A 22,311-nucleotide genomic window follows, 5' to 3' on the forward strand; every position below is an offset into this window, starting at 1 on the left:
CGCGCCCGTGCCTTGATTCAACTCACCGGAGCTGGGTAGCCAGTCGTTGTCCAGCCCCGGCGGGAGAAAGGCACGAGCGATGAGCGAATCTGCCACGAGCACCCTCGACCCCGAACGACAACCCGTATGTCGCGCGGCGCGCACGCATTGGCGGCCGGTCCCATGACGGTGATCTCGGCGAACTTCGGCGCATCCACCGTCGCGACCGCGGCGACGGTCGGGGTTCGCCTGCCCGCCGTCGTCCCGCAACTGGCCATGGTGCGCGCGCTCACCGACACGGTGTGCCTGGTCGCGGATTTTCCGTTGGACGCCGCGGCCGACATTCGCTTGGCGGTCAACGAGATTGCCACGGTATTGATCCGTGAGGCGGTGGCAGGGGCGACATTGGAGTGCGAGTTCACCTACAGCGACGACCGAATGACAGTGCGTGCCAGCACGATCACCGAGACCGAGGTCGAATTCAGCAGGCATTCGCTGGGCTGGGAACTGGTCAGAATGCTGGCATCTTCGGCCAGATCCTCGACCGGTCCTTTTGAAACGTGGGCACATGGGTACCCAACTGTTATCGAATTCAGTTGGGAACGAGGAACATCCGCATGACACGTGAGTTCACGACCGACCGGAACGACACCATCGACTACACCGCACACGCGCGTACCGACCAGCAGGACAAGGCCGGTCGAGGCAGGCACACCGAGGGGTATGAGAACCTCGAGCCCGTCTTCGCCGAGCTCGCCGCGCTGGATCCGGGCGATCCGCGTCGCCCCCGGCTGCGTGCCGAGATCCTGCGCGAGTGCCTGCCGCTGGCCGAACACATCGCGCGCAGGTTCGCCGGTCGTGGGGAATCGTTCGACGACCTGCACCAGGTCGCCAGGGTCGGCCTGGTACTCGCGGTGGACCGGTACGAGGTGGCGCGGGGTAGCGCGTTCGTCGCGTTCGCGGTCCCCACGGTGATGGGTGAGGTGCGCAGGTACTTCCGCGACAGCACGTGGTCGCTACGGGTTCCACGGCGGCTCAAGGAGATTCAGCAACTGATCGGCCCCGCCACCGAACGGCTCTCGCACCGCACCGGTCGGATGCCGACCGCGAGGGAGATCGCCGAGGAACTCGGGCTGGAGGTCGGCGCGGTGACCCAGGCGCTGGTCGCGGCCAATGCCTACCGGACCAAATCGATCGATGCCGTCACGCGCGAGGACGATTCCTCCTTCGCCCCGATCGCCGAGACCGTCGGCGCGGATGAGCCCTGTTACGGCTTGGTCGAGCAGGCGATCACCGTTCGCCCGTTGCTTGCCGAGTTGCCGAAGCGGGACCGTCAGGTGCTGATCATGCGGTATTTCGAGACCAAGACGCAGACGCAGATCGCCGACCGCCTCGGCGTCTCGCAGATGCAGGTGTCGCGCATTCTGTCCAGGACGCTGCGCGATTTGCGTGCGCGCGCCGACGGGACGCGCCGCGCCGCTTCTCGCGCCGCCTGACCGGGCTTTTCCTCGATCCTCGGCCCGAGTCGGCGTCGCGGTCGCGGCCAACGGGGCGCTGCTTCGCGCTGCGAAGAACGGCGCTCCGAACAACACCGCGTTGATTGCGGCGAAACAGCCCGGCGCGCTGATGATTACGGCAATTGCGTGAATTGTCGGATTGTTGTCGCGGCTAGGGGAGGGGTGTAAATTCGTTCTTCGGCCTCGTCGCGCTCGCTGACCTCGGCTGGTTCACGTCGGTTTTCGTCGATCGTCTTCGTTGTCTGCCACGCGAGACGATCTTTTTCGCGTTGGTGTGCTGTAGACCACCGAAAAAGGATTTGGCACGCGGGCCGCGGCCAGTTGTATAGTTGGCGAAAGCAACTAGTTGTAGGTGTTAACTAAGTGTGCTGGGGCTCGGACCGCGATCGGCTGAGCCGTTTGTCGGACAAATCGAGGGTGAGATCATGACCGCTGCTGCCCGTGACCGAAGCGTCACCGCGGCTGACCTGACCGACGCCGACCGGATCGGCGTCGAATTGGTTCGGTTCATGCGGACGCTGAACCGGGCGAAGTCCCAGCTGACCAAATCGGGGCCGGACGGGATCGAACGGCTCGCCTACGCGGTGCTGTTCACCCTCGTCCACGAGGGCCCCCTGCGCACGGGCAAGGTGGCCGAGCTCTTGCACGCCGAGATCTCCACGATCAGTAGGCAGAGCAGATCGTTGGTCGCGCACGGGCTCATCGAGCGTCGCTCCGACCCCGTCGACGGTCGGGCGAGCTTGCTCGCACCCACCGAGGAGGGGGTGCGAGTCTTCGAAGAGAACCGCGCACAACGCAACAAGTGGCTGGCCGAAGTATTGGTCGACTGGCCGACGGCCGACCGGGAAACCCTGGCCGACCTGCTCGACCGACTCAACACAGGTATCGAAATCCACGTCAGCTAGCCGAATAAGAAACAGGGCTCATCACAATGACGAATTCCACCACCCAGGCACCGGCGTCGCCGCCGGGTTCGGGCGCCGATGCGGGCTCGCAGCAGCTGTCGCATCGGCAGATCCTGACCATCCTGTCGGGCTTGTTGCTCGGGATGTTCCTGGCCGCTCTCGACCAGAACATCGTGAGCGTGGCGATCGTGAAGATCGCCAACGACCTGGACGGCTTCAGTGAGCAAGCGTGGGCCACGACGGCCTACCTGATCACGGCCACCATCACCACGCCGCTGTACGGCAAGCTCGCCGACATCTACGGGCGTAAGCCGTTCTACCTGCTCGCGATCGGCCTGTTCGTGATCGGCTCGGTGGCATGTACCTTCGCCACCTCGATGTACGAACTCGCCGGGTTCCGCGCCTTCCAGGGCCTGGGCGCCGGTGGCCTGATGTCGTTGGCGATGACCATCATCGGTGACATCGTCCCGGCCAGGGAGCGTGTGCGCTACCAGGGTTACTTCATGATGGTCTTCGGCATCGCGACGGTGCTCGGGCCGGTGCTCGGTGGCTTCTTCTCCGACCTGAACTCGCTGCTCGGGATCGACGGCTGGCGCTGGGTGTTCCTCGTCAACGTGCCGATCGGGGTGCTCGCGCTCGGTGTGGTCGCCAAGGTGCTCAACACGCCACATCAGCGCCAAGAACACAAGGTCGACTGGTTCGGCGCGCTGGCGCTCGCGGTCGCGGTCGTACCACTGCTGATCGTCGCCGAGCAGGGCAGGGAGTGGGGTTGGGGTTCCACCAACGCGTTGATCTGTTACGGGATCGCCGTGGTTGGCACCGCGGTGTTCATCCTCATCGAACATCTGATGAAGGACGCGGCGCTGATTCCGCTGCGGCTGTTCAAGAGTTCGACGTTCAGCATCACCATCGCGGGCGGTTTCATCGTCGGTGTCGCGATGTTCGGCGCGATCTCGATGGTGCCGCAGTACTTCCAGGTCGTGCGCGGTTACACGCCGACCAAGGCGGGTCTGCTGATGCTGCCGCTGGTGCTCGGCATCATGGTCGGCTCGCAGATCGCCGGTCAGATCACCAAGGCCACCGGGCGCTACAAGGTGCTGCCGGTCGCGGGCACCGCCATCATCACGATCGGCGCGCTGATGTACGCGCAGGTGCACTACGACAGCCCGCTGTGGCAGCCGCTGGCCTACGCGCTGATCATCGGCCTCGGCCTCGGTAGCTGCATGCAGACGCTGATCATCGCGGCGCAGAACGCGGGCCCGCGCAAGGACATGGGTGTGTCCACCGCGTCGGCGACGTTCTTCCGGCAGATGGGTGGCACCCTCGGTGTCGCGGTGTTCCTGACGATTCTGTTCAACCTGCTGCCGAACAAGATCCTCGACGCGTTCGGCGGCGTGCTGCCTGCCGGGTTCGACGCGGGTCAACTCGGTAATCTGCAGAGCAACACCAGCGGCATCGCCGCGATGCCGGACGCGATTCGGATACCGATCCTGGTCGGGTTCACCGACTCGATGCACGGCGTCTTCTACGCCGCCGCCGGGGTCTCGTTGCTTGCCTGCATTGTCCTGATGTTCATGAAAGAGATTCCGTTGCAAGATGATCCGACCGCGGCGCAGAGCCCGGTCAAGCAGCCGACGGATGTCGATCAGCTCGCCACCGCGCAAGCCTCGTCCTGGGACGAACGCCAGGTGTGGGAGGGCGCCGAGGCGGCACTGTCGGAGCGTGCACCCGAACCCGAACCCGAACCCGTTCTCGTTGGTGCCGGACGGCATGCCTCGGCCGACACCAACGGCTACCACGGCGCCTACCAGGTCGGCGCGGCCTCGCACGAGAAGGTGCTCGCCTCCGCCGGACTGACCGGTCCCGAGACGACGCACGAACTCGGTGGTTCGCTGCACGGCCGGGTACATCGCGAAGACGGGCGGCCCGTGTCGGGAGCCGCGCTCACCCTGATCGACCAGCGCGGTCACCAGGTCGGGCGGGCCACCGGTGGCGACGACGGCGACTACGCCATCACCGCACCCGATGCCGGGGGATATGTCCTGATCGTCTCCGCGAACGGGCACCAGCCCGCCGCGGTGAACGTGACGGTCGGCAACCGCCCGCAGGAACTCGATGTCAGCTTGCTCGGCTCCGGCGAGTTGTCCGGTGTGGTGCGCAGCGCCGTGCGCGGCGAAGCGCTGCCCGGCGCGACCATCACGCTCACCGATCTGCGCGGAGAGGTGGTCGGGGCGGCCATCTCCGGCGGTGACGGCGCCTACGTGTGCAACGGTGTCGTCTCCGGCACCTACACGCTGGTCGCGGTCGCCGATCACATGCGCCCGAGCGCGGTCACCCTGACCGTGCCGGACACCGGACTGCTGCGCCACGACATCGAGCTGTCGTCGATGGCGGTGCTCGCCGGTTCCGCATGGGCCGAGGGTGACCGCGCGGTATCGGATGTGCAGATCTCGGTGCTCGACGCGGCCGGTGAACTGACCGCGACCGCGCGCACCGACGAGGAAGGCCACTACGTGGTGACCGATCTGCCCGAAGGCCAGTACACGGTGGTCGCGCGCGGTTACCCGCCCACGACCAGCCAGGTCGTCGTGTCCGGTGGCGAGGTCAGCCATGATGTGCGACTGGGCTACGGCCCGGATGATCGCTCATGACCGGCCTGACCGCCCGGATTCGGACCGCCGAGGGCTGGCCGGTACCCAACGCCGTACTCACCGTGGCCGACCTGACCGGACACCAGGTCGCCAGGGTGAACGCTGACGAGACCGGGGCGGTGGCCACCGAGCCGCTGCCCTCGGGGGTGCTCACCGCGGTGCTCACCGCCACCGGTTTCCAGCCGGTCGCCAGGACCGTGCAGGTCTCGGCCGCCGGTTCGGCGCGGCTCGGTGAGATCACCCTCGCGGCCTCGGCCGATGTGATCGCGTTGCCGCCCGCGGGACCGTGGACGATCGACCCGGTGCACTCGACGGTGATGGCCACCGCGCGCCATCTCGGAATCGCGAGCATCAAGGCGCGTTTCGGCGAGGTGAGTGGACAACTGCTGGTCGCCGAGCCGTTCGAACAGACCACGGGGCACGCCGAGATCAAGGCCGGCGGGATCGATACCGGCAACTCCATGCGCGACGAGCACCTGCGTTCCCCGGAGTTCTTGGATGTCGACATCTATCCGGTGATCGGGTTCTCCGCCAGCGGAGTTCGGCGCACCGGCTCGGATACCTGGGTGATGCCCGGCGAGCTCACCCTGCACGGCCAAAGTCGTGAGGTCGAACTCGATGTCACCTATGGCGGTTACGGTCCCGACCCGTGGGGTGGGGTGCGTGCCGCGTTCCATGCCGAGACCTTGTTGCACCGCAACGATTTCGCGATCGATTACAACGCGATCGTGCGTGCGGGCGTCGCCGCGATCGGCACCACGGTCAAGCTCGACCTCGACATCGAGGTCGTGCAGGGCGCACAGTTGCCGTCGATGTAACGAACACAGCGACAACACCGGCCGCGCACCAGCGCCGTCCGCACCGTGCGGGCGACGTTGGTGCGCGGCCGGTTTCGTCTGTGGCAGCGTGCGGGCGGTGCGAGGGTGATCAAACGCCTGCATCGGCGCATCGTGGTCGCGATCTACGCTGATTCCACCGGCGACGGCACGGTGACACACGCCGCCGACCCCATAGGGAAGCTCCCTACGACCCGGCCTTGGTGCCTTTCTTGCCGGAGCGCTCCTCGGCACCGTCCTGGCATGGTTGCCCCAGCACGCGCGCGGGTGGTCGGGAGATGTCACCGGGTAGTCGGCGGACCCGGGTTCTCCTCGGTAGTGCGCGGTGCTGAACGTTTTTCGGTCCGTGCGCCCAGGGCGCCGAACGGGTGTTCGGCGCGTCTCCCGTGACATCCCGTCGACCAGCAAGTGACATGCGGCTGACCCGGACGAGGTGCGCGGGGCCCGCAGGCTCTCGAATGTGTCGATCGGACACCGGTTGTGCTGGCAGACGCGAACAAGCACACCCGGCGACAATGCCCCGGGAAGGATGGTGACGAGCGGCTGCGGCGGGGCTACCCGGCTAGCGCTGCTGCGACGGACTCGGGGGTCCACTGCTCTTGCGCGCCGGGTCGGGTAGCGAGGTATTCGGCGATCGACGCGGTGGTCCAGCCGTGGGATTCGTAGAGGCCCGCGGCGAGGTGGCGCAGATAGCGTGCCGAAGGGGTGACGCCGGGCAGAGCGTCATAGGCCGACGCGGCGGTGCAGGTGAGTATCGGATGCCCCTCGAATTCCCCAGCACGGACCAGCGTTTCGTATCGCCCAGGACCGAGCTGTTGGCGGCCCTCGGTGGCCACGGTGGTGAGATCGAGGTCGGCGCCGGGGTCGCGATACATCTCCTGCGCCACGATGTCGGAGAACTGGCCGACGGTCAGCAGATACGCGCGGGCGGGTGTTTCGCCTGGCCCGTCCGGATCGTAGAAGGCGCGCCCGCCTGTCCACAGCACGGATTCGGTGGCGAAGAACAGCACGCCGGGCAGCATGATCGGCATCCAGCGGCGGGGAGGGGAGGGATCGCGGCAGCCGATCATCGCGCGCGACGAGCCCTCGGGTGTTCCGCCAGCCAGATACGAGCGCAGTCGGCTCCCGTGCATGTTGGAGCCGTAGGCGGCGTACCAGACCGCGTCGAAAGTCGTTGTCACCGCTTCATTGTCGTGCGTCGGCTCCGGTCGGTGCGCCTTCTCGGTTGCGTCATCCGGCGACGGCGACCGGTGCTTGTCGCGCCGCCCCCGTCGAAGCGCCTGGTGCGACCATGTTTTCGACGCGGTCGCGTTCGGATCTGGCGCCGCCGGGTGGTGAGGTGTGCGGCTCGTTGGCCCGGCGACGCCAGATAACGAACGGTGCGCCGAGAACGCTTGGGCTCGAACGCACCACAGGGAATTCGGCGCGCGAGCCTCGGCGGTTTGGTCTCAGTTGTGACGATGTCGCAATAGGTCTCGTGGCGGAGTCCGCTCGGTCGCCACAACGGCGGTGCGCGGCACGGGAGGGACCCGGTGTAGCGCACCGCCGTCGGGCTGGTTCCGCTGCGGCCGTGGCGTTCTCACCTCGACCGGAGGGGCGATCAGCTCGCGGCGCCGACCAGCTCGTTCGCACCGCGCAGCAGTGCGTCTGCGGTGCCAGGCGTCCAGTCGAGGGCGACGTCGAGCTTGTCGAGGGTCTCGGGCTGTGGGAGCGGAGTGCGCGAGCGCTCGATCTCGCTCACGGCTTTCGCCGAAGGCCCGCCCTTGCCGCTGATTTCGGCCTGGGTGAGCTTCAGTTCGCGGCGGCGCTCGCGCACGGCGGCGCCGAGCGCGTCCAGATCGCGGGTGTTCGTGTCAGCAGCGCCGTTCTCGGCGGTGGCTGGTGGTGACGTGCGCTCGGCCGCGGTGGCTGGCGGGGCCTTGGTGGTGGCTGCCTTCGTGGCGTCCGCCTGCTCGGCGCCCTTCTTCTCGGTGATCGCCGTTTCGGTGACTGTCTCGTTCGCGATCGTGTGCGGCTGGAACCCTCCGCTGGTCAGCCTTGACCGCTTGCGCCTACCCATCTTCGCCACGCGTTCTCCCATGCTCGGTCGACTATTTCCCGGCGCGACGGTGCCTCTGGCGCTGCGCCGTCGCGTCGATGAACGGTGACCATCTTGGCCGTAGCGGCGGGGTTTAGGTGGGTGCGACGCGCCGGAAGCGGCACACGGTCGACCGGTTCGGCGTCGGAGTGTGTGCCCGCTCTCGTGCGTACGGACATGCCGGGAGATTCGGCAGATCGGCCGCCCTCGACGTGGTTGATCTCGAAATCCCATGACGCATCACAAGATTCGAGGCTGCTCGGGGCGTTCTTCGCTACGGAACGGTTTGGGCACGGAAGATATCGAAAGATGTCATTCCGTGACCAAAATAGGCCGCTTGTTGGTTGATTTGCCCGAATATCGACCGGATTTTCGTCTGTACCGATGCACGTGCACCGAAACTTGCAGATGAATGTGATTCGGCTGGGCTATTGCCAGAAGGTATGACAGTCTCGTTTCCCGAGGCCGTGGTTCTGGAGAATTACCTCGGACACCGGTCGGCACGACAGCGGGGACCTCGGCGAAAGCTGAGGTCCCCGGTGCATTTTCGGCGATGGGTTCAGTGCGCCAAGAGTTCACGCATCGGCTTGTCCAGCTCGCGTTCGTAGAAGTCGATGAACCCGTCGGGGTCGGGGCCCGCGTTCTGCATGACGAGATGATCGAAGCCCGCATCGGCGTAAGGCCGCGCGGCGGCGAGGTAACGGGCGGGGTCGGGTCCGCAGGCGAACTGTTCGAGAATGTCCTCGCGTCGCACGGTGCCGGTCGCCGCCGCGAAATTGACCGGGTTCGGTAGTTCGCTCATCACCTTCCAGCCCGTCACCGCCCAACGGGAGGTGTCGAGTGCGGCGTCGGCGGCGGTCTGTTCGTCGGGTGCCCACGCCATGGCGACCTCCGCGTATCGGGGGCCGTCGCCGCCCGCCGTGCGGTATCCGGAGACGATCCGCTCGTTGGGTTCGGTGGCGAACAGGCCGTCGCCCAGTTCGGCGGCGAGGGCGGCCGCTTTCGCGCCGCCGGCGGCGACGGCGATTCGGGGCAGTGTCTCGGGCAGGTCGAACACGCGCGCGTCCGACAGCGACAGGTATTTGCCTTCGTAGGACTGATATCCGCCGCGCCAGAGCTGTCGAATGATTTCCAGTGCCTCGCCCAACATCGCCTGCCTGGTGCTCGCGGGTGGGACTTCCTGGGCAACCACGTGTTCGTTGAGCCGTTCGCCGGAGCCGACCCCGAGGGTGAAGCGTCCGTCGCAGACCAGGGCAAGCGTCGCGGCCGCCTGCGCGATGATCGCCGGGTGGTAGCGAATGGTCGGACAGGTGACACCGGTGGCCAACTCGATCCGCTCGGTCCGTGCCGCGATGGCGCCGAGCACGGTCCAGGCGAAGGGTGAGTGCCCTTGATTGTCGAGCCATGGGTGGTAGTGGTCGCTGATCTCCACGAAGTCGAACCCGGCGGCCTCCGCGCGGACGGCTTGACGAATGAGTTCCTTCGGTCCGAATGCTTCCGCCGCGAGCTTGTAACCGATCGGCATCGCTACCTCCTGCGTTGGTGGGTGAGCGTGCGTGCGCGCCGATGTCTCGATGCGCGAGCGCTCACCCCCGCGGTTCCACCGATGGGCGCGGGTAAACCGCCGCGGCGCGCCCGTGGCAGAGCTCAGGCGTAGCGGGAGTGGACCAGGCGCAGGCGGTGGGCCTGCGGGCCTTTCGTGCCGACGATGATCTCGAACTCCACGCGCTGCCCGCGCGGCAGGTGTCGTATTCCGCTGGCGAGGACGTCGGCGCAGCCGAGGTACAGGTCGGGGCCTCCGTCGTCCGGGGCGATGAACCCGAATCCGTGTTCGCGGTTGAACCACTTCGTTCGGCCCAGTTGCGGCATGATTTACCTCCGATCGACCCGGCGGATGTCGTACACCGGTGTCGAAGCGGAAGTTCGCGTTGTCGTCGGATTCGGATTGTTCGCGACTGGATATTGTGCGCTGAGCGGCCGGATTACCGCGAAAGAAATGGCAGGGGCGCACGGTTGGCCCAACCGGAATCCGCTGCGTCCCGGAGCCGGCCGCGCGGCGAGCGGGTCGCGCCGCCGCTGCTCTGGTTCGGTGGGTGTGTGCGGTGACGGCGGCGACGCGTCTCACCAGGACGGCAGATGTGGGCGCAGATCGTCCTCCGGTTGTATCTCGAACGACCGCAACGCCATCGCGAGCATCGAGTAGGTGCCGACGGTGAAGACGAGGTCCATCAACTGACGCTCGTTCAATTCCGCCGCGAGCAGCGCCCACGTTCGGTCGCCGACGCGGCCGTCGGCGAGCAGTTCGTCCACCGCCACCAACAGCGCCCGGTCGGCCGAATCCCATTCCGCCGCCTGCGGTCCCACGGTGACGCGGGCGATCTGGGCCTGCGTCAGTCCGGCATCCGCCGCGAGCAGTGCATGCTGGGCCCACTCGTAGGCGCAGCGCCGCACGAAAGCCACACGCAGCACCAGCAATTCGCGCTGCCGTGCCGACAACGCGGATTCGTAGAGCAGATGCCCGTTGAACGTGAGCATCGCCTTGGCCAGCGCGGGATATCGGGCGAGGGTGCCGAGGAGGTGCGCGCCGCCGGGGCGGGTGATTTCCGGCGGTCGGTCGCCACGCACCGAGGACTGGAACTCGGCGATGAACGTCGTCAACTCCGTGGACCATTCGTCCCGTGGCGAGGGCGGGATGCGGGCCGGGTCGGTCATGTGTTGCGCCCGCCGTTCACCCCGATGATCTGTCCGGTGATGTAGCCCGCCTCGTGTCGAACGAGGAAAGAGCATGTGGCCGCGACGTCTTCGGGCTGACCGATCCTGCCGACCGGTGTGCGCGCCTCCTGCTGCGCGACGTCGACGAAACCACGGTCCACGGTGTCGCGCAGCATCGGGGTGTCGATGAAGCCGGGCGGAATCGTATTGACGGTGATCCCGTGCTTGCCGAACTCCAGGGCCAGCGTCTTGGTGAGGCCGACGAGGCCGGATTTCGACGACACGTAGGCGGCCATTCCCGCCGAGCCGCTGTGCACGCTGGAGGAGGAGATATTGATGATCCGACCCCAGCCGCCCTCGACCATGCCCGGCAGCACCGCCTGACAACAATGGAACGCGCCCGTCAGATTCACCGCGAGTACCCGGTTCCAGGTGTCGGCCGTGAGTGCGAGGAACGGACCGTCTACGGACATGCCCGCGTTGTTGACCAGGATCGTCGGTCGACCCCATCGGGTGGCGGTTGCACCGACGGCGCCCTCGACGCCGCCTCGGTCGGTCACGTCCACGGCGATTCCGATCGCGGTGCCACCATTGCGCTCGATCTTCGCGGCGGTGGCGGTGGCTGCCGCACCGTCGCGATCGAAGATCGCCACCCGCGCACCGTCGGCGGCCAACCGTCTGCTGATGGCCGCGCCGATTCCGGAAGCGCCACCGGTGACAATCGCTGCGGGCGCGCTCATTTGATCGGCTCGTCACCGACGAGTGTGCTGCGGTGCATCCTGCGTGGCTGCCGCCGATCGAACGGGCACGCGCGGTGGACCAGGCCACGGTTGTCCCAGATGACCAGATCGCCCACCGACCAGTCGTGCCGAAGTACCCGGTCGGGTGCGGTGGCCCGCTGTTCGAGATCGGCGAGCAACGCCTTGCCTTCGGCCGGGTCCATGCCGACGATGCGCGCGGTGGTGGCACCGAAAACCAAAGAACGCCTACCGCTTTCGTGCTCCCACACGAGCGGATGTTCGCGCACGGCGCGTGTCGCCCACTCGGCGATCTGTTCCGGTGTCGGGTCAGGGTAGGTCAGGCGTTGGATCGCCTCGAAGGTGTGCACCACACGCAATTCGGCGAAGCGCCGCTTCTCCGCGTCGGACAGGGTGTCGTAGGCGGCGTAGGTGCTGGCGAATTCGGTTTCCCCGCCTTCGGTGCTCACGACGTGCGCGCTCATCAGCGACGCCTTGGCCGGGATCTCGTCCATCGCGCCGTCGATATGCCAGTAGTCGTTGCTGGCGAAGTACTCCGCGTTGGGGTTGTTCGGGTCGAAGCTGATCTCCATCACGTTCGGGTTCGCGTATTTCGGGAACTGCACCAGCTCGCCGAGTCGCGCGCCGAACGCGGCTTGGGTCTCGTCGTCGAGGTGCAGCGCGCGAAACAGCAGGACGCCGTAGCGCTCGAGCGCGTCCAACAGGGCCGTGGGGAGTTCGTCGTCGTGTAAGAGCCGATCGACGTCGACGTCGAGCACCTCGACGCCGACGTTCTCGCTCAGCTCGGCGGTGGTGATGGTGGGCATCGCTGGCTCCTGACTTCTCTCGTTCTCGCAAATCGTTGGTCTATCGGTGCCGCGCCGATGTCGCGGACGGGACGTGCGCTCGTGGTGGTTCGGCGCTCATGCCGGATCGGTGTCGGCGGTGGGGGCGTAGCCGAGCACGCCTTTCGTCTCGAGGTATTCGTCGAAACCGTCGGCGCCCCACTCGCGTCCGTTGCCGCTCTTCTTGTAGCCGCCGAAGGGACTGCCGAAGTCGAAGCCGTCGTTGATCGCTACCGAACCCGCCCGGATCCGCCGTGCGACCGCGCGCGCCTTGGTGAGGTCCGCGCCTGCGACGAAGGCGGCGAGACCGTACTCGGTGTCGTTGGCGATCTCGATCGCGTGATCGAGATCCTCGTAGCCGAGGATCGTGAGGACGGGTCCGAAGATCTCTTCGCGGGCGATCGCCATATCGTTGGTGACGTTCGCGAATACCGTCGGTTTGACGTAGTACCCCTTGTCGAGGCCATCCGGGCGGCCGGTGCCGCCCGCCGCGACCGTGGCGCCCGCCTCGATTCCCCGCTGGATGAGCGTTTGGATGTGCTCGAACTGGGCGTGGGAAACCACGGGGCCGATACTGAATTCGCCGGTCGGATCGCCGACGGTGACGTCGGCGGCGGCCCGCGCGGCGATCGCCGTCGCCTCGTCCATCCGCGCGTGTGGCACCAGCATGCGCGCGGGCGCGCTACAGGTCTGGCCGGAGTTGGTCATCATGCTCAGGACGCCTTTGGCGACATTGTCCGCGAAATCCGCGTCGTCGAGCAGGATGTTCGGTCCCTTGCCGCCGAGTTCCTGGGCGACGCGCTTCACGGTCGGCGCGGCATGGCGGGCGACCTCGATTCCGGCCCTGGTCGACCCGGTGAACGAGATCATATCGATGTCGGGATGCGCCGACAGCGGCGCGCCGACGCCGGGACCGTCGCCATGGACGAGATTGAATACTCCGGCCGGAGTGCCTGCGGCATCAAGGATTTCGGCGAAGATCTGCCCACTGAAGGGCGACTTCTCCGAGGGTTTGAGCACCGTCGTGCACCCGGTGGCGAGCGCGGGGAAGACCTTCACGGCGATCTGGTTGAGCGGCCAATTCCACGGGGTGATCAGTCCACACACGCCGATCGGCTCGCGCAGGATCAACGAGGCACCGCGCGGTTGTTCGAACGCGAAATGTTCGAGCACCTCGATCGCTGTCGCCAGGTGGCCGGCACCGAGGTCGGTCTGGAACCCGCTCGCCAGCGCGTGCGGTGCGCCCATCTCCTCGGTCAGCGCGCCAGCCAAATCATCGGCGCGCCTGTGGTATTGGTCCTGAATCGCGCGTAAGAGATCGAGCCGATCGGCGCGGGTCGAGCTCGACCAGCTGGCGAAGGCCGTGCGCGCGGCGGCGACAGCGGCGTCGACGTCGGCGCTGGACCCGGCCGCCACCGTGCCGGCGAGCTCCTCGGTCGCGGGGTTCACCACGTCGAAGGTCTCCGACTTCGCGGGGTCCACCCACCCGCCGCCGATGTAGAACTTCCGGTATTCCCGCATCAGGCACCAGCTTTCGTGTGTTGTGCTCGTCGAGTGGTCACTGCATGCCCTCCGCGTACCAGGTGCGGAACTCGTCGTAGCTCGGCATCTCCTCGGAATTGGCCTTCGGGTCGACCGCGACGTGGATGACGCCCGGCTTGCCGCTGCCGTAGGCGCGTTTGATGGCGGGCGCGATGTCCTCGTCGCGGTCGACGAATTCGCCGTAGCAGCCGAATCCCTCGGCGACCTTGTCCAAGCGGGTGTTCTTGCTCCAATGCACGCCGGTTTCCAGCGAATCGTGACCGTAGGTGCGCTTGTATACACCGACTTCCAGCCCCCAGGCGTAGTCGACGGCCACGACGACCACCAGTGGAAGATTCAACCGCGCGGCGGTCTCGAGTTCGGCGATGTGGAATTGCAGCGAGGAATCGCCGGTGATCAACATGAGCGGCCGTTTTCCGCCGTCGGCGACCCCGGCGCCCACCGCGTAGGGCAGGCCCGTGCCGAGGTGGCCGAAATTCTGATTCCAGATCACGTCGTGCGGCTTGGCCTGGGAATATGTCCAGCCGAAAATGGTGGTCGCGCCGCCGTCGCGCACCATGATGCCGTCCGCGGGAAACGCCTTGGTGGCCTCGACGATCAGCCGCGCGGGATGCACGGGTGACAGGCCCGAAGGCGCCTGTTCGGCCAGGCGAGCCAGTTGGGCGGCGTCCTGGTCGATCCAGGTGTCGAGCTGGGCAGGGCGGGCGCGTGGGGTGTCGCGCAAGGCGTCCACCAGTTGCGGCACCACGACGCGCAGATCGCCGACCAGCGGAACGTCGATCGGCCGGTTGACCCCGATGGCCGCCGGATCTTGTTCTACCAGAAGCCATTTCCTGTTCGACGCGTTTTCGATCCAGTGCCTGCCGCGTCCGTAGTGCACCGGCTCGCCGAGTTCGGTGCCGATCGCCAGGCACAGATCCGAGCCGACCACCGCTTCGATCGCCGCCGCCGAGAAGCCGTAGGGGAAGGTGCGATCCTCCAGGCCCGCGATATACGAGGTGCCGCCGGAGGTTTGGATGACAGGACACGCCATCGCCTCGGCCAGTGCGCGCACCGATTCGCCCGCGCGCGCGGTGTGCACGCCGTGCCCGACCAGCAGGATCGGGTGCTCGGCCGCGCGGATCAGTGCCGCAGCTTCCTCGATCTTGTCTTGTCCCGCGCTCTGGCCGACCAGGCGGTACGCGGCCGGCGCCAAGGCGGCCGGCACCTCGAGCTCTTCCTGGATCACCTGCGACGGATATTCGATATACACCGGGCCAGGAGTCCCGCTGAGCGCCTTGCGTATTCCCTCACGAATGATCTCGTCGGTCTGATCGGCGTATTCGATACTCGCGCTGTACTTCACCGACGGCTCGACCAGCCCGGACTGCTGCACGAACTGAATCCGGCCGCGCCGCACCCGCTGTTCGGTGATCCGCGCGCGCTGTCCGCCCAGGAAGATCACCGGCGAGTTCTCCACCTTGGCGCACATGATGGCGCCGACGAGATTGGCGATGCCAGGCCCGAGCGTGCCGATGGCGACGGCGGGCTTGCCGGTCATCCTGGACACCGCCTCGGCCATGAATCCGGCGGATTCCTCGTGATGCGGTGCGACCACGGTCCAGCCACGTTCCTCGGCGAGATGGAACAGGTGCACGAAATTCGGATCGGGAATGCCGAACAAGGTGTTGATGCCTTCGGCCTCGAACAGGTCGAGAATGCGTTCGTAGACTTTGACGGTGGTGGTTTCAACGGACACTGTTGCCCTCCAAGGCTTTCGCGAAACTCTTGCGGATGTGGTCGTGGTGGCCCGAGGGGACGACCGGAAGCGTCCATGCCTCGGTGGGGTCCCGGATGGCCTCGAGCTGCGCGCCGACGTCCTCGATCGACCAGGACGGTTGATAGCGACCTCGGGTCTCCGCGACGTAGGCGCGTGCCACCCTGCCCGCGATCGACACGAGCATTTCGCCGGTGAGCGAACAGGATTCGTGCGCGAGCCAGCCGACGACGGGTGCGGCCAACTCCGGCTGCATCGGCGGATACGCCGAGATATCGATGCCCTCGGCCATCCTGGTGACGGCGCTGGGCACGATGACATTGCAGCGCACGTCGCTGGCCGCACCCTCGAGTGCCACCACATTGGCCAGCCCGATCACGCCCGCCTTCGCCGCCGCGTAATTGGCCACTCGGTGGTTGCCGTAGAGCCCGCCGATCGAGGAGGTGAGCACGATCCTGCCGTATCCGGCCGCGCACATCGGCCCGAAAGCGGGTCGCACGACGTGGAACGCGCCACGCAGATGCACGTCGAGCACGGCATCGAAATCCGCGTAGGTCATCTCGGTCAACGGTGCGGAGCGGACGGTGCCCGCGTTGTGGATCAGGATGTCGAGGCGGCCGAAATGCGCCATGGCCGATTCGACGATCGCTGTGCCGCCTTCCGGGGTGGCCACCGAGTCCGTGCAGGCGATGGCCGTGCCACCGGCCGCAGTGATCTCCCGCACCACCTGCTCGGCCACCGCGGGCTCGGCGGCGTCGCCGCGGATGCTCGTGCCGGGGTCGTTCACCACGATCCTCGCGCCTCGCTGGGCCAGCAGCAGGGCGTAGGCGCGGCCCAATCCCCTTCCGGCGCCGGTAATCACGGCGACGCGATCGTCGAATCTGAGTGGGGGCAACGAATACTCCTCTCGCCGGTGTGATTCGGTGTTCAGGCGCGCAGCGAGAGGCCAGCGAGCTCGCCGGTCGCACGCCAGGCCCGCAGCAGGTCCTCCAGCACGTAGAAGCCGCCCCAGAACGGGTCACCGAGGAAGGAGCGGCCGTTCGGCTCGCCCTCGCTGTTGTAGTAGCCGGGGGTGCACTCGGTGACGAAGGTGCTGTTGTCGACGGTGTTCGCGCGGATGGTGCGCACCCACTCGTCCTCGGCCTGCGCGGTGGGTTCGACCACCGTGGCCCCGCGCGCGTGTGCCTGCGTGATGATGTAGGCGATGTGGTCGGCCTGCTGTTCGAACATCAGGGTGGTCGCCGCGGTCACGCCGCCCTGGATGAACCCGGTGAAGTAGATGTTCGGGAAGCCGTGCGCGGTGATGCCGTGCAGGGTGCGAAAACCCTTGCCCCAGTGCTCGTAGAGCGAGCGGCCGTCGCGGCCGGTGAACGGCGCGATGTCGTACTGCCGGTCCAGCGAGGTGGTGATCTCGAAACCACTGGCCAGGATGATGCAGTCGACCTCGTACTCGGTGCCGCCCGCGACCACACCGTGCTCGCTGATGCGTTCCACGCCTTTGGATTCCGAGACGTCGACCAGGGTGACATTGGGGCGATTGAACGTCGGCAGGTAGTCGTCGTTGAAGACCGGTCGCTTACACAGGTTGCGGTAGTACGGCTTGAGCTTCTCCGCGGTCGCCTGGTCCTCGACGGTCGCTTCGACGCGGCGGCGCAGCCGTTCCATCGCCCGGTAGTCCTCGATCTCCTTGAGTTCGAGGAACTTCGCCGGATCGGCCAGTGCGGCCCAGCCGTCGGTGCGGTCGAGTTTCGCGGCCAGATTGCGAGCGACCTCGGTCCAGCCGTCGCAGATCAGATCGGGTTCGCCGGGGGAGTAGAAGGCGTAGGCCGCGTTGTGGAAATTGCGCTGGCGTGCCGAACGCCAGCCGGGTTCCAGAGTTTTCACCCATTCCGGATCGGTGGGGTGGTTGTCGCGTTCGAAGATGTAGGACGGGGTGCGTTGGAAGACGGTGAGATGTTCGGCTCCCCGTGCCAGATGCGGAATCGCCTGCACACCACTGGATCCCGTGCCGATGACGGCGATTCGCTTGTCGGCGATCTTGTCCAGGCCGCCGTGCAGGTTGCCGCCGGTGTACGCATAGTCCCAGCGCGCGGTATGGAAGATCTGCCCGTCGAAGTCCGTGATTCCCGGAATGCCGGGAAGTTTCGGCCGGTTGTAGGGGCCCTGGCACATCACCACGAAGCGGGCACGAATGTCGTCGCCGCGATTGGTGCCGACGCGCCAGCGCTGGATCTGCTCGTCCCATTCCAGCGACCGGATGAGGGTGTGGAACAACGCGCTGTCGTAGAGGCCGAAATGTCGGCCGATGCGCTGGGCGTGTTCGTAGCATTCGTCGCCGTGGGAGAATTTCTCCTTCGGCATGTAACCGGTCTCCTCCAGTAGCGGAAGATAACAGTAGGAATCCGAGTCGATCTGAATGCCGGGGTAGCGATTCCAATACCAGACCCCGCCGAAATCGCCGCCCAATTCGATGATCCGGAAATCGGTGATCCCGGCCTGCCGCAGTCGATGCGCGGTGATCAGACCGGCGAAACCACCGCCGAGGACCGCGACATCGATATCGGTGGTGAGCGCCTCGCGCGGTGTGACGGGTAGGTGCGGGTCTTCCTCGTAGAAGTCCGCGAATTCGTTCTCGGCCGCCAGATATTGTTGCTGGCCTTCGGGTCGAAGTCGCTTGTCGCGCTCGGTCAGATACTTCTGCCGGAGGGCGGCGATGTCGACCTCGGGGGTCTGCGTGGATTCGCAGTGCTGCATTCGAATTCCTCGTTCCTGGCGTCAGGTCAGATCGCGCGGCTCGCCGGTGCCCATGTACGAGGCGAGATTGTGATGCAGGTTCACGATGGTGCGCTCGCGGTACGGATTGGGTTTGGGGCCGGGGAAACCGCGCGATTTCATGCCCTGCTGCACCGCGGCCATATTGTCGAAATCCTGGGGGAGCACTGTTCGCCAGCCCTCGTCACCCACCGGGGTGTAGATCCACTCCGTGTCGGGTTCCTCGCCGGGCGGGAACAGTTCGAAGACCGCCGCCTCGAAAATGCATTGATCGGGGTCGTAGCCGTAGGGTCGGAATCGGTAGCAGAGCATGTTGTTGAGTGCGTGGCCGATCTGGAAATTGGGGAATATCTGCCAGGACGTGCCGCTCGCGGCGACGGTTTCGGGGTCGACGGTCGGCCAGATCACGCCGCGCTCGGCGTCCTCACGTCGACAGGTGTCGAGCCAATACCGCAGCACCTGTCCCGGCGGGGTGCTCTCGGGCAATTCGTCGGCAAGCCGGTTGGCGACCGCGACCATCGACTCGGTGGTGTTGGTATTGGCGTTCTCCCAGGTGAAGTTCTGCAACTGCGCGGTCGACAGGCGCGCGTCCGCACCGCTGCCGATGCGCAGCTTGCCCTGGTTCTCCTCCATTCCCTTGGGCGCGTCATAGCCGATATTGCTGTGCTTGCCTTGGGCGCGACCCCAGCCGAGGAAATCACCGAAATTCATGAATTCCGGGTGGGTGTAGGGCACGTGGTAGGTCTCCATGAACGCCTCGAAGGCGACCTTCCAGTTGCAGTCGAAGGTCAACCATCGCCGCCACCGGTAGCGCATGTTCTCCAGGTGGAACGGGTCGAGCAGGGAGGCGGCCGGTTCGAGATACTCGCGCAGGGACTCGGCGTCGGGGTCCATCGTCAGCCATACCCAGCCGCCCCAGGTGTCGATGCGTGCCTGGCGCAGGCCGTCGTTGCTCTCGGTCAGCCCGCAGGTCCAGTCGCCGCGTTCGGGCACGAAGGTGTTGCAGCCCTGCAAGTCGTAGCGCCAGCCGTGGAAGCCGCAGACGAATTGCTTGCGCCTGCCGCGGGCATCGTGCGCGCCCGGTGGCGTGTCGACCAGTCGACGACCACGGTGTGCGCAGACATTGTGATACGCGCGCAGGGTGTCGGGCGCGGTGCGCACGACGATGAAGGAGTCGTCGAGGATGTCGTAGGTGAGGAAGTCGCCGACGCGCGGGAGCTCCTCGACGCGGCACACCTGCTGCCATACCTTGGCCCACAACCGATCGCCCTCGGCGCGGGCGTATTCCGCGGAGATGTAGGCGGCGACGTCGATCGTCTTCGGGGTGGACAGGTCTGTGGTGGTGTTGTTTTCGACCGTGTGGGTCATGGCGTTCTCCTGGTGGGACTGCGGTGTCACTGGGTGATGGCCGCGCGGAACGACTCGTCCTCGAGGAACAGGGAGGTGTTGTCGGCGCCGAGGTGGGTCCATTTGAGGTTCAGGCCGCCGTCGACGAGCAGGGTTTGTCCGGTGACGTAGCTCGACAGTTCCGAGAGCAGGAACAGGATCGCCCCCGCCTGCTCGTGCGGGCGGCCGCGCCGACCCATCGGAATGGCCCTGCGGTCGCGCTCGGCGTCCTCGCCGACATAGGTTCCCGAGGACGGTGTTTCGGTGACGCCGGGTGCGACGGCATTGACCCGAACCCCGTCGAGGGCGAGCTCGACAGCCATCGTGCGGGTCGCCGCCACCAAGGCGGCCTTGGCGGTGCCGTAGCCGATGTGGAAGGGCGCGGTGTTCAGGCCGCTGATCGAGGACACCGAAACGATCGAGCCCGGTCGCGCTTGCGCGACCAATTCGGCGGCGACGGCCTGGCTGAAGAAGAACATCGTCTCGAGGTTCTGGGTGAACAGCGCCTGCCAGTCCGAGCGGGTGACACGGGTCGAGGGCATCCAGGTTTCGGGTGCGGCGCCGCCCGCGACATTCACCAGCCCGTACAGTTCGCCTTCCAGTTCCTCAGCGCGTGCGAGGGTGGTCGCGATGCCCGCGTCGGTGGCGGCGTCGGCGGCGCAGGGAAACACGGGAAGGCCCTGTGCGGCAAGGGGTTCTACATGTCGGGCGAGATTCTCCGTGGATCGACTCACCGCGAGGACGGTCGCCCCGGCGCGTGCGAGGGTGCGCGTCACCGCCGTGCCGATTCCGCCGCCGCCCGCACCGGACACGATGACGATGCGACCGTTCAGGCCGAAGAATTCGTTGGCGGGCGCGTCTGGATGCCCGTCGTCGGTCGTTTCGGAGCTCATTGCGCAAGACCTTCCGTGTATCGCAGCGCGAGCACGCTGCCCTCGGCGTCGGCGGAGAGATAGACGGTGCCGTCCGGTCCCGCGGCGATGCCCGCGAACGGGCCCATCGGACCGGAGAACGGGGGAGTCCCGCGCAGCGGTTTGGGGTTCACCCCTGGTGGGGCGCCGACGGGGAGATCGGTGGCCACTGTGCGGCGCGTGCCGGTCTCGAGGTCGACACTGAGCAATGCCGTGAGGCCGACGTCGACGATGAGTAATTGCGTGCCGCGCACCAGGATTCCGTGTGGTGTCCGGAGCCCGTCCACCACGGTGGTGACCCCGGCGTCGCCGATCGAGACGACCCGTCCTGCCCCGGACTCGGCGACGAACGCGGTGCCGTCCCGGCCGAGGGCGACCCCGCGCGGAGCGTCGAGTCCGGCGGCGAGGACCTCGGCCCCGCCGGACCGAATGGACAGAACTCTCCCGGTGCCGAGTTCGGCGACGATCGTGCGGTGCGCGTTCGCGGCCACGCCGTAGAGCTGGTCGAAACCTTCGGCGAGGAGTTCGGTGTGTGGTTCGGGACCCGTGCGGTAGTGGCAGACTTGGCCGCTCGAGGTGGTGCACAGGAACTCGTCGGGGCCGACGGCCGTCACACCACGCACATATCCGGGGGTGCCGGTGCTGAAAAGTGAGGCGAGCGTGTGGAGTTCGCCGCCGCGCAGGCCGTAGAAGAAGGTGCCGTCGGCGACATAGAGATCGCCCGCGTGGTCGACGGTCAAGTCCAGCGGCCACATCAGGCCGCCCGCCAGGACGGTCCGGGTTCGGCCGGCATCGAGGATCTCGGTGATCTCGCCGGAGAAGTTCGAGACGAAGAGCCGGTTGCCGACGAACGTGCAATTATCCAGTCCTGGAGCGAGTTTCGCCAAGACGCTGCGCTCACCGTTGCGCGGGTCGATCCGTAATACCTCGCCGGTCCGCACCTGGGTGGACACGATCCGGCCCTGCGGATCGAACTTGACCGAGTCGGGTGTGCCGAGGTCGCCGACGACCCGTTCGGGTACACCACCGTCGGGATCGATGCGCCAGATGTCGTTGGTGCCCATCACCGGGTAATAGAGCAGGCCGTCGGGGCCGACCTCCATGGCATTGGGCATCGGCAGGTTGTCGTGCAGCACGCGCGGCGCACCCCCGTCGAGCGGTAACTCCATGAGCCGGCCGCCGATCCGGCATTCGTTGACGAACAACCGGCCGTTGTGCACGGTGATCCCGTTGGCGCCTGGCAGGTCGTCGCGCAGCACCCTGGTGCTGCCGTCGCTGGCGCGCACGCTGACCCGCGCGTCCATGTATTCGGTGGCGATCAGGTTGCCGTCGGCATCGAACGCCAGGTCGTCGGGGGCGATGATGTCGCCGCCCTTGGCGCTGACGGTTTCCAGTGCGCCGGTGCCGATGTCGAGCGCGCTGATCTGGCTGCCCGCTACCTGGGCTACGTAGACGCGGTCGTCGGGTCCGGTGCGCAGCCCATTCGCGCCGAACAGTCGGCTCGGCGGGGTGAGTCGTCGTACCTCCCACCCGTCGGCAAGGCCGATCGGTGCTGTGCCGGAATAGCGAGCCCCTTGCGTCACCGTGAACCTTCCGTCGCGACGGGAATCGTGGATGTGATGCGCTGCGGGGCCGAGCATTCGGGCGGTCACACGCAGGCTGTCGTGGCATCCTTGAAGCGAATT

19 protein-coding genes are annotated in these 22,311 nt (G+C 66.7%); 5 read left to right on the forward strand and 14 right to left on the reverse strand.

Annotated features, from left to right (window positions below):
* Positions 1-126: 126 nt before the first annotated feature.
* From ABEA50_RS20510 to ABEA50_RS20530, 5 genes are all read left to right on the forward strand, one after another.
* On the forward strand, positions 127-600 hold the full coding sequence (locus ABEA50_RS20510) for an ATP-binding protein (RefSeq protein WP_345497201.1): 474 nt from the start codon (positions 127-129) through the stop codon (positions 598-600).
* The gene (locus tag ABEA50_RS20515; protein WP_345497202.1) at positions 597-1,475 is read left to right on the forward strand and encodes a SigB/SigF/SigG family RNA polymerase sigma factor; all 879 of its coding nucleotides are present in this window, start codon (positions 597-599) and stop codon (positions 1,473-1,475) included. The genes ABEA50_RS20510 and ABEA50_RS20515 overlap by 4 nt, the downstream gene beginning before the upstream one ends.
* A 446-nt stretch (positions 1,476-1,921) precedes the next feature.
* On the forward strand, positions 1,922-2,401 hold the full coding sequence (locus ABEA50_RS20520; RefSeq protein WP_345497203.1) for a MarR family winged helix-turn-helix transcriptional regulator: 480 nt from the start codon (positions 1,922-1,924) through the stop codon (positions 2,399-2,401).
* A gap of 26 nt (positions 2,402-2,427) precedes the next feature.
* Complete coding sequence (locus ABEA50_RS20525; protein WP_345497204.1) at positions 2,428-5,052, forward strand: MFS transporter; 2,625 nt, start codon at positions 2,428-2,430, stop codon at positions 5,050-5,052.
* The gene (locus ABEA50_RS20530; protein ID WP_345497205.1) at positions 5,049-5,870 is read left to right on the forward strand and encodes a YceI family protein; all 822 of its coding nucleotides are present in this window, start codon (positions 5,049-5,051) and stop codon (positions 5,868-5,870) included. The genes ABEA50_RS20525 and ABEA50_RS20530 overlap by 4 nt, the downstream gene beginning before the upstream one ends.
* 572 nt (positions 5,871-6,442) lie before the next feature.
* On the opposite strand, the gene ABEA50_RS20535 is transcribed toward ABEA50_RS20530, so the two are convergent.
* The 14 genes from ABEA50_RS20535 to ABEA50_RS20600 form a co-directional block, all read right to left on the reverse strand.
* Positions 6,443-7,069 (reverse strand): histone deacetylase, encoded by a 627-nt coding sequence (locus ABEA50_RS20535; RefSeq protein ID WP_345497206.1) that lies wholly within the window; start codon positions 7,067-7,069, stop codon positions 6,443-6,445.
* Between the two features lie 419 nt (positions 7,070-7,488).
* Positions 7,489-7,968, reverse strand: coding sequence for a helix-turn-helix domain-containing protein (locus tag ABEA50_RS20540; RefSeq protein ID WP_345497207.1), 480 nt, complete (start codon positions 7,966-7,968; stop codon positions 7,489-7,491).
* A gap of 556 nt (positions 7,969-8,524) precedes the next feature.
* On the reverse strand, positions 8,525-9,490 hold the full coding sequence (locus tag ABEA50_RS20545; protein WP_345497208.1) for a TIGR03557 family F420-dependent LLM class oxidoreductase: 966 nt from the start codon (positions 9,488-9,490) through the stop codon (positions 8,525-8,527).
* Positions 9,491-9,612: 122 nt separating this feature from the next.
* The gene (locus tag ABEA50_RS20550) at positions 9,613-9,834 is read right to left on the reverse strand and encodes a cold-shock protein (protein ID WP_345497209.1); all 222 of its coding nucleotides are present in this window, start codon (positions 9,832-9,834) and stop codon (positions 9,613-9,615) included.
* A gap of 252 nt (positions 9,835-10,086) precedes the next feature.
* Positions 10,087-10,677, reverse strand: a complete 591-nt coding sequence (locus ABEA50_RS20555) for a carboxymuconolactone decarboxylase family protein (RefSeq protein ID WP_345497210.1) — start codon at positions 10,675-10,677, stop codon at positions 10,087-10,089.
* Complete coding sequence (locus tag ABEA50_RS20560) at positions 10,674-11,417, reverse strand: SDR family NAD(P)-dependent oxidoreductase (protein WP_345497211.1); 744 nt, start codon at positions 11,415-11,417, stop codon at positions 10,674-10,676. Before ABEA50_RS20560 ends, ABEA50_RS20555 begins: the two co-directional genes overlap by 4 nt.
* Positions 11,414-12,241, reverse strand: a complete 828-nt coding sequence (locus tag ABEA50_RS20565) for a TauD/TfdA dioxygenase family protein (protein ID WP_345497212.1) — start codon at positions 12,239-12,241, stop codon at positions 11,414-11,416. The genes ABEA50_RS20560 and ABEA50_RS20565 overlap by 4 nt, the downstream gene beginning before the upstream one ends.
* Before the next feature lie 96 nt (positions 12,242-12,337).
* Complete coding sequence (locus tag ABEA50_RS20570; protein WP_345497213.1) at positions 12,338-13,780, reverse strand: aldehyde dehydrogenase family protein; 1,443 nt, start codon at positions 13,778-13,780, stop codon at positions 12,338-12,340.
* Positions 13,781-13,817: 37 nt separating this feature from the next.
* Positions 13,818-15,539 (reverse strand): thiamine pyrophosphate-binding protein, encoded by a 1,722-nt coding sequence (locus ABEA50_RS20575; RefSeq protein ID WP_345497214.1) that lies wholly within the window; start codon positions 15,537-15,539, stop codon positions 13,818-13,820.
* A complete protein-coding gene (locus ABEA50_RS20580; protein ID WP_345497215.1) occupies positions 15,529-16,452 on the reverse strand; it encodes an SDR family NAD(P)-dependent oxidoreductase in 924 nt (307 codons plus the stop codon). The genes ABEA50_RS20575 and ABEA50_RS20580 overlap by 11 nt, the downstream gene beginning before the upstream one ends.
* Positions 16,453-16,484: 32 nt before the next feature.
* A complete protein-coding gene (locus ABEA50_RS20585; RefSeq protein ID WP_345497216.1) occupies positions 16,485-18,311 on the reverse strand; it encodes a flavin-containing monooxygenase in 1,827 nt (608 codons plus the stop codon).
* Between the two features lie 21 nt (positions 18,312-18,332).
* Positions 18,333-19,697, reverse strand: a complete 1,365-nt coding sequence (locus ABEA50_RS20590) for an aromatic ring-hydroxylating oxygenase subunit alpha (RefSeq protein WP_345497217.1) — start codon at positions 19,695-19,697, stop codon at positions 18,333-18,335.
* Between the two features lie 26 nt (positions 19,698-19,723).
* The gene (locus ABEA50_RS20595; RefSeq protein WP_345497218.1) at positions 19,724-20,608 is read right to left on the reverse strand and encodes an SDR family NAD(P)-dependent oxidoreductase; all 885 of its coding nucleotides are present in this window, start codon (positions 20,606-20,608) and stop codon (positions 19,724-19,726) included.
* On the reverse strand, positions 20,605-22,266 hold the full coding sequence (locus ABEA50_RS20600; protein ID WP_425577689.1) for an SMP-30/gluconolactonase/LRE family protein: 1,662 nt from the start codon (positions 22,264-22,266) through the stop codon (positions 20,605-20,607). Before ABEA50_RS20600 ends, ABEA50_RS20595 begins: the two co-directional genes overlap by 4 nt.
* Between the last annotated feature and the right edge of the window lie 45 nt (positions 22,267-22,311).

It is taken from the genome of Nocardia callitridis, from assembly GCF_039543305.1.
Taxonomy (GTDB): Bacteria; Actinomycetota; Actinomycetes; order Mycobacteriales; family Mycobacteriaceae; genus Nocardia; species Nocardia callitridis.